This is a genomic window from Actinoplanes sp. NPDC051388, assembly GCF_055586225.1.
This window is the reverse complement of sequence record NZ_JBVJIP010000010.1, coordinates 119531-136829: the sequence shown is the minus strand read 5'-3', so window position 1 is coordinate 136829 and position 17299 is coordinate 119531. Positions and strand designations below refer to the sequence as shown.

15 protein-coding genes and 1 pseudogene are annotated in these 17299 nt (G+C 71.0%); 1 reads left to right on the top strand and 15 read right to left on the bottom strand.

Annotated elements, in window-relative coordinates; all coding sequences use genetic code 11:
• Positions 1 to 122: 122 nt before the first annotated feature.
• The 9 genes and pseudogenes from ACZ6TI_RS25190 to ACZ6TI_RS25150 form a co-directional block, all read right to left on the bottom strand.
• Positions 123 to 179, bottom strand: a pseudogene (locus ACZ6TI_RS25190) (OapA N-terminal domain-containing protein); the annotation flags it as partial.
• A 706-nt stretch (positions 180 to 885) separates the two neighbouring features.
• Positions 886 to 1518, bottom strand: coding sequence for an SAM-dependent methyltransferase (locus ACZ6TI_RS25185; protein WP_465347582.1), 633 nt, complete (start codon positions 1516 to 1518; stop codon positions 886 to 888).
• A 12-nt stretch (positions 1519 to 1530) separates the two neighbouring features.
• Positions 1531 to 1725 carry a DUF4926 domain-containing protein gene (locus ACZ6TI_RS25180; protein ID WP_465347581.1) on the bottom strand — a complete coding sequence of 65 codons (195 nt, stop codon included), beginning with the start codon at positions 1723 to 1725 and terminating at the stop codon, positions 1531 to 1533.
• 8 nt (positions 1726 to 1733) lie between these two features.
• On the bottom strand, positions 1734 to 2912 hold the full coding sequence (locus ACZ6TI_RS25175) for a WXG100-like domain-containing protein (protein WP_465347580.1): 1179 nt from the start codon (positions 2910 to 2912) through the stop codon (positions 1734 to 1736).
• 157 nt (positions 2913 to 3069) lie between these two features.
• Positions 3070 to 3657, bottom strand: coding sequence for a GTP-binding protein (locus ACZ6TI_RS25170; protein ID WP_465347579.1), 588 nt, complete (start codon positions 3655 to 3657; stop codon positions 3070 to 3072).
• 1 nt (position 3658) lies between these two features.
• Positions 3659 to 4039, bottom strand: coding sequence for a DUF742 domain-containing protein (locus tag ACZ6TI_RS25165; RefSeq protein WP_465347792.1), 381 nt, complete (start codon positions 4037 to 4039; stop codon positions 3659 to 3661).
• Positions 4040 to 4136: 97 nt separating this feature from the next.
• Positions 4137 to 4541, bottom strand: a complete 405-nt coding sequence (locus ACZ6TI_RS25160) for a roadblock/LC7 domain-containing protein (protein WP_189078622.1) — start codon at positions 4539 to 4541, stop codon at positions 4137 to 4139.
• On the bottom strand, positions 4538 to 8029 hold the full coding sequence (locus ACZ6TI_RS25155; RefSeq protein WP_465347578.1) for a sensor histidine kinase: 3492 nt from the start codon (positions 8027 to 8029) through the stop codon (positions 4538 to 4540). Before ACZ6TI_RS25155 ends, ACZ6TI_RS25160 begins: the two co-directional genes overlap by 4 nt.
• A gap of 441 nt (positions 8030 to 8470) precedes the next feature.
• Positions 8471 to 9550: an adenosine deaminase gene (locus ACZ6TI_RS25150; RefSeq protein WP_465347577.1), complete on the bottom strand. Its 1080-nt coding sequence runs from the start codon at positions 9548 to 9550 to the stop codon at positions 8471 to 8473.
• Between the two features lie 85 nt (positions 9551 to 9635).
• Between ACZ6TI_RS25150 and ACZ6TI_RS25145 the strand changes: the two genes are divergently transcribed.
• The gene (locus tag ACZ6TI_RS25145; RefSeq protein WP_465347576.1) at positions 9636 to 10484 is read left to right on the top strand and encodes a methyltransferase domain-containing protein; all 849 of its coding nucleotides are present in this window, start codon (positions 9636 to 9638) and stop codon (positions 10482 to 10484) included.
• On the opposite strand, the gene ACZ6TI_RS25140 is transcribed toward ACZ6TI_RS25145, so the two are convergent.
• Genes ACZ6TI_RS25140 through ACZ6TI_RS25115 form a run of 6 tightly spaced genes read right to left on the bottom strand, consistent with a single transcriptional unit; the run spans position 10426 to position 17182 of the window.
• Entirely contained in the window at positions 10426 to 11106 is a 681-nt protein-coding gene (locus ACZ6TI_RS25140; RefSeq protein ID WP_465347575.1) for a DUF4272 domain-containing protein, read from the bottom strand. The genes ACZ6TI_RS25145 and ACZ6TI_RS25140 overlap by 59 nt on opposite strands.
• A 6-nt stretch (positions 11107 to 11112) precedes the next feature.
• Entirely contained in the window at positions 11113 to 12396 is a 1284-nt protein-coding gene (locus tag ACZ6TI_RS25135) for a thymidine phosphorylase (RefSeq protein WP_465347574.1), read from the bottom strand.
• Complete coding sequence (locus ACZ6TI_RS25130) at positions 12393 to 13109, bottom strand: cytidine deaminase (protein WP_465347573.1); 717 nt, start codon at positions 13107 to 13109, stop codon at positions 12393 to 12395. The genes ACZ6TI_RS25135 and ACZ6TI_RS25130 overlap by 4 nt, the downstream gene beginning before the upstream one ends.
• A gap of 34 nt (positions 13110 to 13143) precedes the next feature.
• Positions 13144 to 14451, bottom strand: a complete 1308-nt coding sequence (locus ACZ6TI_RS25125) for an ABC transporter permease (RefSeq protein WP_465347572.1) — start codon at positions 14449 to 14451, stop codon at positions 13144 to 13146.
• Positions 14452 to 14456: 5 nt separating this feature from the next.
• Positions 14457 to 15659, bottom strand: a complete 1203-nt coding sequence (locus ACZ6TI_RS25120; RefSeq protein ID WP_465347571.1) for an ABC transporter permease — start codon at positions 15657 to 15659, stop codon at positions 14457 to 14459.
• A 50-nt stretch (positions 15660 to 15709) separates the two neighbouring features.
• Positions 15710 to 17182, bottom strand: coding sequence for an ABC transporter ATP-binding protein (locus ACZ6TI_RS25115; RefSeq protein ID WP_465347570.1), 1473 nt, complete (start codon positions 17180 to 17182; stop codon positions 15710 to 15712).
• Between the last annotated feature and the right edge of the window lie 117 nt (positions 17183 to 17299).

The window sequence follows — 17299 nt, the reverse complement described above, 5'->3', positions numbered from 1 at the left end:
CAGCCGTGTGTCTAGGCCCACCCAGCGGCTCGAGGCCGCCGAAAACGGCCGAGCCAAGGCTCGAGGCCGCCGAAAACGGCCGAGCCAAGGCTCGAGGCCGCCGAAAACGGCCGAACCAAGGCTCACATGCCGAGAATCAGGACGACCGTGGCAGGCGATAAGACGGAAAACCACCGGCGAGCGGCCTGGACTCAACCAGGACGGTCAGCTCAGAACGGCTGCCGCAATCAGCTCCAGCAGCCGTCTCTAGGCCACCCAGCGGCTGAGCCGCCGAAAACGGGAGAGCCAGGGCTCAAGCCGGAGTCAAGACCACCGTGGCAGGCAATCAAACGAAACAGCCACCGGTCAGCGGCCTGGACTCGACCGGTGCGGTCAGCCAGAACGGCAGCCGCAACAGTTCTGGCAGCCGCCTCCGGGCCCCCTGCAGCGGCCTGAGGCCGCCCAGAGCGCCCGAACGGCGGCTTCTGGTGGGTCGGGGGCTCGCCAGCGCTGCCCGGGGCTGTCGTCAAGCGATGAGCCCAAACAGATCGGCCGGCGCTGGACCATCGCATGGGCGGGCATCATCGTGCTCATCGGCGCCTTTCGGTCGGGACGGTCAGCCGACGACGACCATCGCGGCGGCCCGCTGAGTGCCTAGCCCCGCTTTGGCCGAGTCGCCGTCACAGGATGGCTGCCGCCTCTGGGCCCAAGCAGCGACCCCGAAGCCGCCAATAACAGCCGAACGGCGGCTCGGGTCCGTCTCAACGCGGCGGCGCTGCACCGGCGGGCAGTCAGGCAATGAGCCGAAACAGGCCGGCCGGCACCGGCGCTTCGACCGGGATGGTCCACCCGCAGACGACCACCGCAACCGCCCGCCAATGGGCGACGCCGCTCGGCCGGTTGCCGTCAGGCGGTGAAGTGGAAGAGGCTGCCGGGGGTGAGTGGCCTCGGCCGGCCGTGGAATTGGTGCACGCCCACCGAGAAGAGCACGTCCTCGGGCGCGTCGAAGCCGACCTCCTCGAACCCGGCTTCGGCGAACCACCCCCGGATCGCCGGCGTCAGATCCGGGGCGCGGCGGGTGCGGGTCCAGACCACGGTGGCGTCTTCGGCGCAGAGCTGCGGCAACGCGGCGATCGTCCGCCGCACGTCCGCGTCGCTGATGTTGCCGAAGACACCGGCCATCAGCACCAGGTCCGCGGGGACCGCGCCCGCATAGGAGGCCGGGTCGCCGGCGTCGGCACAGTGGACGGTCAGGCCGGAGAGCCCGGCGGCGGTGATGTGCTCGCGGGCCGCGGCGATGTTTCGCTCGTCGTATTCGATGAGGCGGCCGCTGACCCGGCCGGCGTCGGCGCGGGACTCCAGTACGCCGATCAGGTCGTGGCCCTGCCCGGCGCAGGCGCTGACGACCCGGAGTTCGCGGTCGGGCCGGCCGTCGAGCCACTCGTCGATGCGGGCGCGGACGATGCGCAGGCGCCGCGACAGCGCCGAGGTCTCATCCGCGTAGGGCGAATGCCAGTCCACCCAATCCTTGCCGGTCACCACCGGATGCTGTCACACCGGGCGGGCGCGGAGCTGGTCCTCGTGCAGGGTCACCAGGGCGATCGTCCGGCCGTCGGCGTCGGTGATCTCCACCTCGTAGGCGACGTCCGGCTTGGTGAAAACGTGGACGATCGTGCCGGTCGCCCCGGCTGCGACACCCTCTTCCGGCAGGTCCGTGGTCACGGTGACGACGTCTAGCAGCTTCATGTGCATCCTCACGGGAAGGAGATGGTCACCAGTCTGGGGTTGCTGGAGCCGACGTCGACGATCCACGCGGTGCGGACCGTGATCTGTCCGTTGGGGCCGTTCAGCGGGACGTCGACGTTCCAGCGCTGACCGTACTGGTCCTCCCGGCCGATCTGCGGTGTGCCGTTGGCGGCGCCCTCGCGGATCTGCTCCTCGACCTCCGCCGCGTTCTCCGGCCCGAGACCGGTCGCAGAGTTGATCACGCGGTACTTGTTGCCGCCGACCGGGTGGTCGGGGTTCAGGGCGTACCCGCCGATCTTGTTGGGGTCGATCTCCGGGTCGGTGAAGTCGGGCGGGTCCACCGGGACCGGGACCTGACCGCCCGGGCCGGGCTCCTCCTCGGGCGCGGGTGATCCGGTCGGGCCGGGCTGCTCGCCGGCGCTGTCGGCGTTGATCAGCGGGCCCAGCGGCTCGCCGGCCGGCCCGATGCCCGGCCCAGCACCGGGCAGACCGGGGGTGCCGCCCGGGAAACCCGGCCCACCGCCGGGGAAGCCCGGCCCGCTGCCGGGCAGACCGGGAATGCCGGCGCCCGGCACCTGCACCAGCGGGCCGCCACCGGTCTGCCCCACCAGCGGACCCTGGTCGATCACCGTCGTCGGGTCCTCTTCGCCCAGCAGGCCGCCGAGCGTTCCGCCGGGCGTGCCCACGTTGATCGGCAGCTCGGTGGGCAGCAGGCCGAGACCGCCGATCTCCCGCACGCAGCCGCCGATCCGGTCGTTCACCATGGTGATCACGGCGGTCCGGATGTTGGTCGCGTCACTCTCACGCAGGCCGGTCGGCAGATTGCGGGCGGTGACGAAGCCGGGGATGTTCAGGTCGATGATCCGGCCGATGTCGATCTTGCAGCCGCGCACCGAGGCGGCGAACGCGTCGATCCGGTCGGCCAGCATCTCCATGCTGTCGGCCGTGGCCATGACGTTGACCAGCGTGCCCTGCGCGCGCTCATTGGTGGCCTCGCCGGCCGGGTCGGGCCACAGGCCGCCCAGCGTGGTCAGGTCGAACGTGCCGCCGTTGGTGAACTGCCGCGCCCCGGATCGCCAATCCCGGGACAGCATCTCGAGGCGGTCCTCGTCCGTCTCCGGCCACCCGGTGACGTTGCGCACCTCGGCCCAGAGACCGCCCTCGTTGGACGGTTCAGGAACGGGCATCGCCGTCCCCCCTTCCCAGCGCGACACGATTGCTGGGATCAGGGTGGCGGCAGCCCATGCCGCCGGACGTCGCTTGACCGGTTGCGGTCAACGGAGGCGGGCGGACACACGAAAGGCCCCACCCGGCTCAGGCCGGGCGGGGCGTTTCGGCGTTATGTCAGGCCGGGGCGACCGCGCGCGAGCGGCGCATCGTCAAGACGTACTCGACCAGGGAGATCAAGACGTTCTTGGTCGACTCGCGGTTGCGCGCGTCGCAGCTGACGACCGGAACCTCGCTCGAGATGGCGAGGGCGTCACGGACGTCCTGCGCGTTGTGGTATTGCATCCCGTCGAAGCAGTTTATGGCCACCAGGTATGGCAGCCGGCGGTGCTCGAAGAAGTCGATCGCGGCGAAGCAGTCCGCCAACCGGCGGGTGTCCACCATCACGACCGCACCGATCGCGCCCCGCACCAGCTCGTCCCACATGAACCAGAAACGCGTCTGGCCCGGCGTTCCGAACAGATAGAGGATGAGGTCTCGGTCGATGCTGATCCGGCCGAAGTCCATCGCCACCGTGGTCGTCGTCTTGCCCGGCACCTGCCGGTTGTCGTCGACGCCCACACCGGCCGAAGTCATGATCGCTTCGGTGGTCAGCGGGGTGATCTCGGAGACGGACCCCACCAGCGTCGTCTTACCGACGCCGAACCCACCAGCGATGACGATCTTCGCCGATGTGACGCGCCCGGCGGTCGGGCGGCGCGACATGTCAGAGCCTGCGAAGTCCACTCAGCACCCTTTCCAGCAGTTCCGTGCCCACCGCATCGGTCTCGTCGTCCAGCGACGTCGGCTCGTACACCGCGACCAGGCCGTCTGAGGCCATGTCGGCGACCAGCACTCGGGCCACGCCAAGCGGCAGTTGCATGCGTGCGGCGATCTCAGCCAGCGACTGAACTCGGCCGCCGTCACACATCGCCGCGATGTACTGATGCTCGCTTCCACCGCCTGCACGGCCCGTCCCGGTCGAACGACCTCGGACGGTGGTTTCCACGAGCGCTTCGAGCGCTATCTCGAGCTTGGGCCGGGTCCGGCCGCGGGTAACGGCGTACGGCCTCACCAGCGCACCGGTTGGTTCATCACGTTCGGGCATCGTCACCGCTCACCTCCACCCCTTGCTCGACCCGGTCAAGTGTCTCTTGTAATTCATGATCTGGACAACCGCCGACCTGTTTCGGCGGCGTGCCCGTTCAGCCGAGCACTCCGGCTGTGGACCTCGGCGCCGGCGTCAGCGCTTCGCCCACCCGGTCGACCAGCAGGGCCATCTCGTAGCCCACCTGCCCGACGTCACAACTGCGTGCGGCCAGGACCGCGAACGACGAGCCATCCGAGATCGACATCAGGAAAAGGAACCCGTTGTCCATCTCGACGACCGTCTGCAGCACCGCACCGCCCTCGAAACACCGGGCCGCGCCCTGCGTGAGGCTGACCAGGCCGGAGGCGATCGCCGCCAGCTGGTCCGCCCGGTCCCGCGGGAGATCCCGCGAGGCCGCCAGGAGCAGACCGTCGGCTGAAACCGCGATCGCGTGAGCGACCCCGGGAACGCGATCGGCGAAGTTGGCCAGGAGCCAACCGAGATCCTGCGTAGATGTCATGCCTCATGCTCCTTGCCAGCCTGGGAAGACTGTTGCCCGCCCGAAGTCTCCTCCGGGTTGGTCGACTGTTCCTTGGTGCGGCCGCGCTGGACGCCGCGGTGGTATGCGGACAACAGACCGCGAACCGCCTCGGGAGTCCGGCGCTGTGTGGAGTTCTCTGCCCGGTCGACACCACCGGGCACGAGCTGTGCCATCGGCTTGCGCTTGGGCAGACCGGCGGTGGTGGTCGCATCGACCGGTGTCTCGGCCGCCGCCCGGGCCGCCTGCCAGCCCTCGTCGGCAGCGGTCTGCCACGGGCTGTTCGGCGCCCCGCTCATCGCGGGGGCGTTCGCACCAACCGTAGCCGGGTCGAGGTCGCGGGACTCGGGCGAGGCGGCCTGCTGCGGCACCCCGGCGGTGCGGCTGGCCGGCTCGCCGGTCGGGAACCGCTGCGAGATCGCGCCGTCGTCGCCGTTGGGCGCCGGTGCCGGGGTCGGCGTGGGCTGCTTGGCCGTGGTGAACCAGGCCGACTCGAGCTCCCGGAAGATCGGCAGCTCCATGGTCTCGTCGGCGTACTGGTTCTGCCCGTCGCCGGCCCGCTGCCGGGCCTGCGCCGCGGCGATCTGCGCGGCCGCGGTGGCCTGCGCCTCGGCGGCCTGCTTGGTCGCCGCCTGGTGGGCCGCGGCGGCGCGCTCGGCGTCGTTTTGCGGCGCCGAGCCGGGCCCCGGAGGCGCGGACTGCGGGTTGATCGGCCGGTCCACGGTCGGGTTGCTGCCGGTGCGGTCCGGACGGTAACGCGGCAGCTCCGCGGTCATGTCCAGCGCGGCGGCCAGGCTCTCCGGCACGTGCGGCGCGTCCCGGTCGGGTGCGACCGGCGGCCAGGCCGGCGGCGCCGCGGCGCCGTTGGTCGGGACCGGCGGATATTGGTCCTGCTGCGCGGGGCGATCGTACGGCGAGGCCGGCGGCGCCGAGGTCGGAGGCAGCGGAGGCGCGGAGACCGGCGGCACGAACCCACCGCGGCCCTGGCTCTCCGGGTTGGCGGGCAGCTGACGCGGGATCGTCGGGCCGAAGCCGTTCATGGTGTCGGCTTCGCGGTAGTTCTCGCCGTTGCGACGCTGCGGCAGGTTGTCGCCACCGGAGAAGCCCTGCGGGCCCTGCGGCGCCGGGCGCTGCGGCGGGTCGGGCAGCGGCGGGATGACCTCGTTGCTGCGCGGCCCATGGAAGCCGTTGCTCCCGTTGCTGCCGTTGTTCCCGTTCGAGCCGTTGGTGTAGCCACCGCTGGTCGGGGCGCCGGTCAGGTCGGACCAGGCCGGCACGGAACGGCCGCCGGTGCCGAGCATGCCACCGGCGGGCATCGGCGGGTTCGGGTCGAACGGGCGTCCGCCCTGGTATCCGTTGCCACCGCGGCCGCTCTCGAGCGCCAGCGGCTCGGCGAAGGCCGGACGGGACTGGGTCTGCGCGGGGTCGCCACCGAAGGAGACCGGCGAGGGCGAGCTGCCCGGCAGGCGTCCCGGCGTGCCGGGCCCGGTGACCAGCACCGCGATCGGCAGGCCGACCTCGGCGACGGTGCCGCGCTCGGCGCCGGCCGGCCGGAGCTCGACCTTGACGGCGTGCCGGTTGGCCAGCCGGGCGACCACTACGAGGCCCATCATCCGGGAGACCGCCACGTCCACCATGGGTGGGTTGGCGAGTCGCTCGTTGAGGTCGCGCAGCTGCTCGTGGCTGATGCCGATGCCGCGGTCCTCGACCGACAGGATCGCGCCGTCGCCGAGGCGGCGGGCCTCGACCAGCACCGTCGAGTTGGGCGGGGAGAACGCGGTCGCGTTGTCGAAGAGTTCGGCGACCAGGTGGACCATGTCGTTGACCGCGTGCGCGGACACCTCGATGTCGCGGTCCACCATGCCGAACTCGATGCGCGTGTAGTGCTCGACCTCGGACTGCGCGGCGCGGAGCACGTCGATCAGGGCGGCCGGTTCGCGCTGCACGCGGGTGGAGTCGGCGCCGGCGAGAACCAGGAGGTTTTCGTCGTTGCGGCGCATCCGGGTGGCCAGGTGGTCGAGCTGGAAGAGCTCGGCCAGCCGGTCCGGGTCCTCCTCGCCGCGCTCCAGCCGGTCGAGGTGACCGATCAGCCGGTCGACCAGGATCTGCGAGCGGCGGGCCAGGTTGACGAACATGGTCGCGACGGAGGACCGCAGGGCGGCCTGCTCGGCGGCGGTGCGGACGGCTTCCAGGTGGACCGCGTTGAACGCCTCGGTCACCTGCCCGAACTCGTCCCGGCTGCGCACCGGCAGCGGTTCGGCGACCTGATCGGCGATCTGGGCCGGGGTGAGCGAACTGGACAATGACGGGTCACGCAGCCGGTTGACCGCGTGCGGCAGGCCGAACTGGGCCACCGAGAGTGCGCCCTGACGCAGTTCGCGCAGCGACCGCGCCATCGAGCGGGCGACCAGCCAGGCGAACAGAATGGCCAGCAGCAGCATGCCGAGCAGCGCGCTGGTCTCGATGAACACCCGGCGCTGCACACCGTCGCGCAGATCGGTCGCCGAGGACACGATGTCCGCGTCGAACGCGGTCTCGACCTGACGGAAGAGCTTGTTGTAGCCCACCATCGCGGATTCCCACTGCTGCTGGTCGAACGGGATCTGCTTGGTGTTCTCGCCCTGCAGCGCGGCCAGTGGCACGGTCAGGTTGGTGGCCTCGGTGAGCGCCGGGCCGGCCACCGTGCGCTTGAAGAGCTGCTGCTCCTCGCCGGTGCCGGACTGGCCCAGGTTTTGCAGCGCGATGGTGTAACCGGTGACCGTGAGGTCGAACTCGCGGCGCAGCGGGACGGTGAACTCCTTCTCGTCCACCACCTTGAGGCCGACGTCACGCTGCTGCGCGATGTAGTCCTTGGCGCGCGCCACCGCGGCGGCCGCACGCATGTGGTCGCTCAGCTCGGTGTCGGCGGCCAGCTGTGCGGAGGCGTCACGCATGGTCAGCAGGTCGGTGATGATCAGGCCGTAGGTCTTCTCGACGTCGGCGGTGTCGCGAGCGCCGTTGGCCACCTGGCTGCGCACCGCGGGCAGCTCGCCGAGGTTGTTGTCGAGGCGGGCGAGCAGCGTGGTCATGTTGTCCGGGACCTCGTCCAGGGCCGCCTTCTGCTGCGCATAGGGCACCTTGGCGGCGTCCACCGCGGGGTGCTCGGTGCCGTAGAGCTTGACCGCGTTCGCCTTCTCGGCGGAGCCGGCCGCGGCACGCGAGATCATGACGCCGTAGGCCCGCTCGTTTTGCAGGTGATCGACCAGGCCACCAGCGGCCTGGGACAGCACTGCGAGGGTGCGGGCGCGCTCGGCGTTGCTCGCCTCTTCGATGTGGTCGACCAGGCCGCTCACGCCGACGATGATCGTCGCGAGCGTGGGGACCAACATGATCAGGCCGAGTTTCGACCAGATCGGAAGATCGCGCAGCCGTCCGGCCGGCCGGCGGAGACGCGACATGACCGCGTTCGCCGGCTTGGGGCGCTTGCTCACGTCACCGTCCTCCTGATTCGGGCCCGTCGTCGACTCGACCGGACCCCGCACACGGCCACCACACGGGGTCGGGCCCCCGAGATTCCATCACGACGAGTGTCAAAGAGAAAGAGCAGCCGGACCCGGACCACTTGTGTGATGCGATGTTGCTCCTCAGGAGTTGGACATCGCGGGTCCGTCGTCACTGCACGTGCATCTAAGCGTCTCTTAAAGTCACTCCGGACGACCGGTCATACGCGGGGGGTTTCGCACACCGGTCGTGCTCGATCCACTCGGATCGTGGCAGGACAGACGATTGCGCGGTCATCGGCGGACGGCAAGGTGAGATGCCGTATTTCGCAGCTTTTGTAGACACCAATGTGGCCGAACGGTTGATGCCCCTGGCCGAATCGGACAGTTTCGCGGGCCGAAAGTACGTCCGATTCGGTCATGGGGCAAAAATCAGGACAACAGCTTCGCGTACGCGGGCTTGATCACATCGGTGATGATGGCGAGTCGCTCGTCGTACGGGATGAAGGCGCTCTTCATCGCATTGATCGTGAGCCACTGCAGTTGCGCCCAGCCCCACCCGAACGCCTCCACGAGCAGCGTCATCTCGCGGGACATCGAGGTGCCGCTCATCAACCGGTTGTCGGTGTTCACGGTGACCCGGAAGCGCAGGTCGTGCAGCAGTCCGATGGGGTGCTCGGCGATCGACGGCGCGGCGCCGGTCTGCACGTTCGACGACGGGCACAACTCCAGCGGGATGCGCTTGTCCCGGACATAGGCGGCCAGGCGGCCCAGCAGCGGGTCGGTACTCGTACCCGAGATGTCGTCGACGATGCGCACCCCGTGGCCGAGCCGGTCCGCACCGCACCATTGCAGCGCCTGCCAGATCGACGGCAGGCCGAAGGCCTCGCCGGCGTGGATGGTGAAGTGGAAGTTCTCCCGCTGCAGGTACTCGAACGCGTCCAGGTGCCGGGTGGGCGGAAAGCCCGCCTCGGCGCCGGCGATGTCGAAGCCGACCACCCCGGTGTCGCGGAACTGCACGGCGAGCTCGGCGATCTCCTGCGACCGGGCGGCGTGCCGCATCGCGGTCAGCAGCGTGCCCACCCGGATGTGCTGTCCCAGCGCAGCGGCCTCGGCGCAGCCCTCCCGGAACCCCGCGTGCACCGCCTCCACCACCTGCTCGAGGGACAGCCCGCCCTCCAGGTGCTGCTCCGGGGCATAACGCACCTCGGCATAGACCACGCCGTCCGCGGCCAGGTCGAGCGCGCACTCGCGGGCGACCCGGTGCAGCGCGGCCTCGGTCTGCATCACCGCGACGGTGTGCGCGAAGGTCTCCAGGTAGCGTTCCAGCGACCCGGAGTCGGCGGCGGCGGTGAACCAGCGGCCGAGCGCCTCCGGATCGGTTTCGGGCAGCGTGTGCCCGACGTCCGCGGCGAGTTCCACGATGGTCGCGGGGCGCAGGCCGCCGTCCAGGTGGTCGTGCAGCAGAGCCTTGGGAGCCTTGACGATGTCGGCTGATGAGATGGCGACCATCAGGTGACTTTATGCCTGGTTTCAAAATCCATGGTGAACACGGGACTCAGGAGGCGAATTTGGAACTGGGCATGGGGAGACACCTTTGATCGACGGCGCATTGCCGTTCCTTCGCTGCCCGGTGTGCACGGACCCGCTCGGGCTCGGTGCGCCGCGCACGCTGCGTTGTCCTCGCGGTCACCACTTCGACATCGCCAAGCAGGGGTACGCCACGCTGACCCGCGGCCGGATGCCGCACACCGGCGACTCGGTCCCGATGATCGAGGCCCGCGCCGAATTCCTCGCCGCCGGCCACTACCGCTTCATCGCCGACGCCCTCGCCACCTCGGCCCCGGCGGCCGACGGCCTGATCCTGGACGCGGGCGCCGGGACGGGCTGGTACCTCGCCGGGCTGCTCGACGACCGGCCGGATGCGGTGGGCCTCGCGGTGGACGTATCCAAACCCGCCCTGCGCCGCGCCGCCCGGGCCCACCCCCGGGCCGCCGCCGTGCTCGCCGACCTGTGGCAGCGCCTGCCGATCGCGGACGGCGCCGCCGACCTGATCCTGAACGTCTTCGCGCCGCGCAACGCCGCCGAGTTCCACCGCGTGCTGCGGCCCGGCGGCGCGCTGCTCGTGGTCACCCCCGCAGCCGACCACCTGCACGAGTTGATCGCCGCGCACGGCCTGCTCACCGTGGACCGGGACAAGGCCGGCCGAACCGTGGACAAGCTCAGCGCGGGATTCGCCGCCGAGCACTCCACCACCCACCGGCGGCGGCTGACGCTGACCGGCGCGGAGGTGCGCACCCTGATCGGCATGACGCCGAGCGCCCGGCACGTCGATCCCGGCGCGGTGACGGATCAGGTGGTGACCGCCGCCGTCGACGTCACCCTGTTCAGACGCTCAGATCGACTTCTTCCCACTCCGGCGGACGATCGTGATAGGGCCCGGTGAACACCACCGCCCACTCCAGCGCCCAGCGCCGCTGCCCGATCGCGTTCGCGTTGATCTCCCCCGGCGGCCGCACCCCGGTCTTCTCCGCCTCCTGGAAGGCCCAGTCCAGGCAGTAGTAGAGGTCGAGCAGCACGGCCGCCTCCACCGGGTCCCGCGGCGACATCAGCGACCGCGATCGCCAGCTGCCGAAGCTCTCCCCGGAGGGCAGGTCCGGCATCTGCTGCATCAGGCGGTCCTCGGGCGGTGCCGTCGGATCCAGGTGCCGGGCGAGGCCGAGCAGCCAGGCCAGCGCGAAGACCGCGTCGTGGTGCAGCACGAACGAGCGGTGGTCGCCCTTCGCCCCGATCACGAACTGCCACTCCGGCGGGGTGACCACCTCGACCAGGTGCGAGCCGAGCAGCCAGTGCATGGCCGCCTCGGTCGGCATCCCGAAGCAGCGGGCCACCACCACGTGCAGGATCGCCGCGCGCGCCTCGATATCCGCGGTGGCGCGCAGTTCCACGGCGTCGCCCGCCTCCCACACCAGCGGGAAGCTCGGTGGCGGCAGCGGCAGGCCGAGCCGGTCGAGCTCGTCCAGGCTGGCCTCGCGCACCGCACGAGGATCGGGGGCGGCCTTGTTCATCGGTGGTCAGGCGATCCGATCGATCAGCAGCCGGGCCGGTGCGGGCGGCGGACCGGCGGACACCACGATCGCCGACTCCACCAGCTCGCGGGCGGCCGGGATGCGATCACCCTCGTCGGCGCGCAGCTCGGCCAGCGGGTCGCCGGCCCGCACCTCGGCGCCGGGCTTCACCCGCAGCACCACGCCGGCCCCGAAGCTGACCGGGTCCTCCTTGCGGGCCCGGCCGGCGCCGAGCCGCCAGGCCGCCACCCCGACCCCGTACGCGTCGACGGCCTGGACCACACCGTCGGCCGCGGCCCGCACCACCTCGGTCTCCCGCGCACCGGGCAACGCCGCGTCCGGGTCGCCGCCCTGCGCCCGGATCATCGCCCGCCACACGTCCATCGCGGCGCCCGATTCCAACACCTTGGCCGGGTCGGCGTCCGGCAGCCCGGCCGCATCGAGCATCTCGCGGGCCAGCGCCAGGGTCAGCTCGACCACGTCCGCCGGGCCGCCACCGGCCAGCACCTCGAGCGACTCGGCCACCTCGACCGCGTTGCCCACGGTCAGGCCGAGCGGGGTGCTCATGTCGGTGAGCAGGGCGACCGTGCGCACGCCGGCCGATGCGCCCAGCTCGACCATGGTCCGGGCCAGCTCGGCGGCGGACTCGACGTCCTTCATGAAGGCGCCGGAGCCGACCTTCACATCGAGCACCAGCGCGCCGGTGCCCTCGGCGATCTTCTTGCTCATGATCGAGCTGGCGATCAGCGGGATCGCCTCGACCGTGCCGGTCACGTCGCGCAGCGCATAGAGCTTGCGGTCGGCCGGGGCCAGCTCGGCGCCGGCCGCGCAGATCACCGCGCCGACGTCGCGCAGCTGGGTGCGGAACTCGTCATTGCTCAGTGCCGCACGCCAGCCCGGGATCGACTCGAGCTTGTCGAGGGTGCCGCCGGTGTGGCCGAGCCCGCGCCCGGAGAGCTGCGGCACGGCCGCGCCGCAGGCCGCCACCAGCGGGGTCAGCGGCAGGGTGATCTTGTCGCCGACGCCGCCGGTGGAGTGCTTGTCCGCGGTCGGCCGGCCGGCGCCGCTCAGGTCCAGCCGCTCCCCGCTGGCGATCATCGCGGCGGTCCAGCGGGCGATCTCGGCCGGCGTCATGCCGCGCAGCAGGATCGCCATGGCGAGCGCGGACATCTGCTCGTCGGCCACGATCCCTTTCGTGTACGCGTCGACCACCCAGTCGATCTGCGCGTCCGACAGCACCTGCCCGTCCCGCTTGGCCCGGATCACGTCGACCGCCGCGAAGCCGCTCACGAGCCGTCCTCCCAGCGCGCCGGAATGCCCTCCGGCGGTTCGCCCTCACCGGCCCAGGAGAGCTTGCCGTCGGCGTCCACCACCACGATCCGCGGGGTCCGCACCCGGCCCCACTCGATGGCCGCGCCCGTGGTCGGGAAGTTCGGCCCCTCCTCGAGCACGCCCTTCTCCGCGTCGGCCGGGTCCGGGGTGCCCGCCGAGCGCTCCCAGTAACCGGTCCACACCTGCTCGCCGCCGGCCAGGTCGGGGTGGACGAAAACGGTCCCGCGGCCGCGCCACTTGGCGAGCGCGGTGGGCACCTCGGGCACCGGCGTCGCGCCGGTCACCTTTTCGATGTCCTCCGGCCCGAACGCGTGCGGCAGCAGCTCGGACATCCGCAGCGGCCGCGGCACCGCCTCGACCAGGCAGTCCGGGCCGCCGTGCTCATAGAGCAGCTGGCGGCAGCGGCCACAGGGCATCAGCGGCGAGCCGGTGGCGTCGACGCAGGACACCGCGATCAGCCGCCCGCCGCCGGTGGCGTGCAGCGAGGTGACCAGGCCGCACTCGGCGCAGAGCCCGACGCCATAAGAGGCGTTCTCGACGTTGCAGCCGACCACCACCCGGCCGTCGTCCACCAGACCCGCGACTCCGACCGGGAAATCGGAGTAGGGCGCGTACGCATGCCGCATGGCCTCGATCGCGGCATCCCGCAACGTGACCCAGTCGATCTCCATAGGCTCTGATTCTGCCTCAGAACGCTGAGTGGCCTCAGCTCTTCACATACGGCTGGCCGTCGGCGGCCGGCGCGCGCACCCGTCCGACCAGCCCGGCCACCGCGATGATGGTCGCGATGTAGGGCAGCATGTTCAGGAACTGACTCGGCACCGGGCTGCCGATCGCGCTCAGATAGGTGGCGAGTTTCTGGGCGAAGCCGAAGAACAGCGCCGCGCCGAGCGCCCCGATCGGCGTCCACCGGCCGAAGATCAGCGCGGCCAGCGCGATGAAGCCGGCGCCGGCCGTCATGTTCTTGGTGAACGACCCGGTCGCGACCAGCGTGAAATAGGCGCCGCCGGCGCCGGCCACCACGCCGCCGAGAAGGACGTTCAGGTAACGCAGGCCGCGCACCCGGATGCCCACCGTGTCGGCCGCGGTGGGGTGCTCGCCGACCGCGCGGGTGCGCAGTCCCCAGCGGGTGCGGGACAGGCCGAAGTGGATCGCGGCGACCAGCAGCAGCGCCGTCCACACCAGCAGGTTGGTCTCGAACAGCACCGGCCCGATCACCGGGATCTCGGCCAGTCCGGGCACCCGCCAGGTCGGCATCTGCGGCGGCGTGTTGTAGCTCTGCGCGTCGGGCTGCATCAGCCGCTCGTAGAGGAAGCCGGTCACGCCCAGCGCGAACAGGTTGAGCACGATGCCGACCACCACCTGGTCGACCAGGAAGCGGATGGCCAGCACGGCCAGCATCGCGGCGATGATCACGCCACCGACGGCGGCGCTGACCAGGCCGGCCCACACGCTGGTGGCCATCGTGCCGACCAGGGCGGCGAAGAACGCGCCCATCAGGAACTGGCCCTCGATCGCCACGTTCACCACGCCGGACCGCTCGCCGAGCACTCCGGCCAGCGCGCCGAGGATCAGCGGCAGCGCCAGCTCGAGGCTGCCGTCCACGGTGTCCACCAGGGGCAGGAACTGGCCCGCCACCTGCCAGCACAGGAACGACATCACGAAGCCGAAGATGCCGATGCCGAGCAGCGCGGTCTGCCACTTCTTGGCCACGCCGGCCAGCAGCGTGCCGCCGGCCGCGATGGTGACGACGCCGAAGAGGATCGCGCCGAACCGGCCGTTGATCGAGAAGGCCGCGCCCGCGCTGTCCTCACTGAACGTGAAGCGGGCGGGCAGCGACTTGGCCAGCGCGCCGAAGACGACGGTGGCCAGCACGCCGATCAGCAGCAGCGCGGCGCCGAGCCGTCGCTGCCGATCCCAGAAGCGCGACGGGGCGAGGACCTCGCTCAGGTCTTCTGCGGTTGCCACTGACGAAGTTTTCTGGGGTTTTCCGCCGCGGGTTGGCTCAGTCATCCTGCTCACCAGCCCTTCGCCATGGAAGCTCCGAGCCGCGCGGTGCGGGCGGCGCGCAGGTGGAAGATCGTTTTCACCAGGGCGGGCGCGGCGATGAAGATGACGATCAGCGCCTGCAGCACCGTCACCAGCTCGAGCGAGATGCCGCTGAACGACTGCATCCGGTTGCCGCCGGCCCGCAGCGCGCCGAACAGCACCGCGGCCAGCAGCGTGCCCCACGGCCGGTTGCGGCCGAGCAGCGCGACCAGCAGGCCGTCGAAGCCGATGTTGCCGGCCACCGCGGGGGTCAGGGTGTGCGCGGTGCCCAGCACCTGGGTCGCGCCGCCGAGCCCGGCGAGGCCGCCGGCCACCACCATCAACATCGTGTAGGTCTTGCCGACGCTGATCCCGGCGGTCTTGGCGGCGGCCGGGTTGGCGCCCACCGCACGCAGCTCGAAGCCGAACGCCGACCGGTTGAGCAGCCAGGCCACCCCGGCGGTGACCAGCACGGCCAGCACGATGCCCAGGTGCACCCGCAGCGCGCCGCCGAACGAGGCCAGCTCGGCGGAGCTGTCCACCGGCTTGCTGATCGCGTCCGACCGGTTCGGGTCCTGCACGCCGTTCTGCAGGATCAGCCAGGTCAGGAAGAGCCCGGCGGTGTAGTTCAGCATGATCGTGGTGATCACCTCGTGGGCGCCGGTGCGCGCCTTGAGGATGCCCGGGATGAAGCCCCACAGCGCGCCGCCGAGCAGGCCGGCCACCAGCGCCACCAGCACGTGGATGACGATCGGCAGGGGCAGCGCGAAGCCGGCGATGGCGGCGGTGATGCAGCCGATGATCGCCTGGCCCTGACCGCCGATGTTGAACAGGCCGCCCCGGAACGCGATGGCGACCGAGAGACCGGTGAAGGCCAGCGGCGCCGCATAGGTCAAGGTCTCCGAGATCGGGGTGAACGCCGCCTGCCAGGTGCCGGATCCGCCGGCCCAGGCCGAGATCGCCTCGGGGTCGAAGATCGCGCCCTTGAACAGGTTGGCGTACGACTCGCTGACCAGCTGCCAGCTCGCGGTGAACGCGTCGCTCGGCCGCGCGGTCAGGTAACCGAAGGTGGCGAGCACGTCGGCGTCCGACACGATGATCAGGATCGCGCCGATCAGCAGGGCGAGCACGATCGACAGCACCGTCACCACGACCGTGTTCGCCGACCACAGGTTATGCAGGAACGTATTCAAAAATGAAGGCTGCGTCTTTTCGGAAGACGGTTTCTCGGTGGCGGTGGCGGTCACTCGGCGTCCTCTCCCACGATGCCCGCCATCAGCAGGCCGAGCTCCTCGCGCGGGGTGTCCGGCGACACGATGGCCAGGATCTTCCCGCGGTACATCACCGCGATCCGGTCGGCCAGCCCGACCACCTCGTCCAGCTCGCTGGAGACCACCAGCACCGCGGTGCCGATGTCGCGCTCGTGCACGATCCGCCCGTGGATGAACTCGATCGAGCCGACGTCCACCCCGCGGGTCGGCTGGGCCGCGACGAACAACCGCAGCGGCCGGGACATCTCACGGGCGACGACGACCTTCTGCTGGTTGCCGCCGGAGAGCGTGCTCACCGCGGCGTCCGGCGAGGACGTGCGGATGTCGAACTGCTCGACCCGCTCGCGCGCCGACGAGGCGATCTCGCCCGGATTGAGCCGGAAGGCATTGCCATAGGGCGGCCGGTCATAGGTGTCCAGCACCAGATTTTCCGCCACCGAGAATTCCTTGACCACCCCGTCCAGGCTGCGGTCCTCGGGCACATAGCCAACCCCGGAGCGCAAGATCTGTTTGGTACGCATGCCCGCGAGGTTCTCGTTGTCCAGCGAGATCGACCCGGCCCGCACCGGCCGCAGGCCCATCACCGCCTCGACCAGTTCGGTCTGCCCGTTGCCCTGCACGCCGGCGACGCCCAGCACCTCGCCGGCCCGCACCACCAGGTCGACGCCGTCCACCGCGCGCACCCCGCGGTCGTCCTCGACCACCAGGCCGGAGATGGTCAGCACGTCCCGGCCGGGCTCGGCGTCGGTCTTGGTGACCTCGAGGCTCACCGCCCGGCCGACCATCAGCGCGGCCAGCTCGTCCTCGGGGGTGTCCGGGGTCGCGACGCCGACCGTGCGGCCGCGCCGGATCACGGTGATCCGGTCGGCGATGGCCTTGACCTCGCGCAGCTTGTGCGTGATGAAGACGATCGACTTGCCCGTCTCGGCCAGTCCGCGCATCACCGCGAGCAGCTCGTCGGTCTCCTGCGGGGTGAGCACCGCGGTCGGCTCGTCCAGGATCAGCAGGTCGACGTCGCGGGTCAGCGCCTTGACGATCTCCACCCGCTGCTGCGCGCCGACCGGCAGGTCCTCGACCAGCGCGTCCGGGTCCACCGGCAGGCCGTATTTCTTCGACGTCTCCAGCACGTCGCGGCGGCTGCGGCGCTGGTCCAGCCAGCCCAGCGGGCCGCCGCGGGTCTCCTCGGCGCCGAGCGCGATGTTCTCCGCCACCGTGAAGACCGGGACCAGCATGAAGTGCTGGTGCACCATGCCGATGCCGGCCGCGATCGCGTCGCGCGGGCTGCGGAAGACCTTCGCCTCGCCGTCCACCAGGATCTCGCCCTCGTCCGGCTGCAACAGGCCGTAGAGCTGGTTCATCAGCGTGGACTTGCCGGCGCCGTTCTCACCCAGCAGCGCATGCACCTCGCCGGGTTCGACGGTCAGGTCGATGTGATCGTTGGCCACCAGGTCGCCGAAGCGCTTGGTGATGCCGCGCAGTTCGAGTCTCAGCGGAATCTCCCCCGGAGGCGTGGAGGTGCAGAGCCGCCGCCCGGCCGTGAACTGGTGCTCACGGCCGCGCGG

Excerpts from the sequence above, each read along its gene's own strand:
- ACZ6TI_RS25180 (WP_465347581.1), bottom strand. The coding sequence starts at position 1,725 with ATGAAGCTGCTAGACGTCGTCACCGTGACCACGGACCTGCCGGAAGAG.
- ACZ6TI_RS25175 (WP_465347580.1), bottom strand. The coding sequence starts at position 2,912 with ATGCCCGTTCCTGAACCGTCCAACGAGGGCGGTCTCTGGGCCGAGGTG.
- ACZ6TI_RS25170 (WP_465347579.1), bottom strand. The coding sequence starts at position 3,657 with ATGTCGCGCCGCCCGACCGCCGGGCGCGTCACATCGGCGAAGATCGTC.
- ACZ6TI_RS25165 (WP_465347792.1), bottom strand. The coding sequence starts at position 4,039 with ATGCCCGAACGTGATGAACCAACCGGTGCGCTGGTGAGGCCGTACGCC.
- ACZ6TI_RS25160 (WP_189078622.1), bottom strand. The coding sequence starts at position 4,541 with ATGACATCTACGCAGGATCTCGGTTGGCTCCTGGCCAACTTCGCCGAT.
- ACZ6TI_RS25150 (WP_465347577.1), bottom strand. The coding sequence starts at position 9,550 with ATGGTCGCCATCTCATCAGCCGACATCGTCAAGGCTCCCAAGGCTCTG.
- ACZ6TI_RS25140 (WP_465347575.1), bottom strand. The coding sequence starts at position 11,106 with ATGAACAAGGCCGCCCCCGATCCTCGTGCGGTGCGCGAGGCCAGCCTG.
- ACZ6TI_RS25130 (WP_465347573.1), bottom strand. The coding sequence starts at position 13,109 with ATGGAGATCGACTGGGTCACGTTGCGGGATGCCGCGATCGAGGCCATG.
- ACZ6TI_RS25125 (WP_465347572.1), bottom strand. The coding sequence starts at position 14,451 with ATGACTGAGCCAACCCGCGGCGGAAAACCCCAGAAAACTTCGTCAGTG.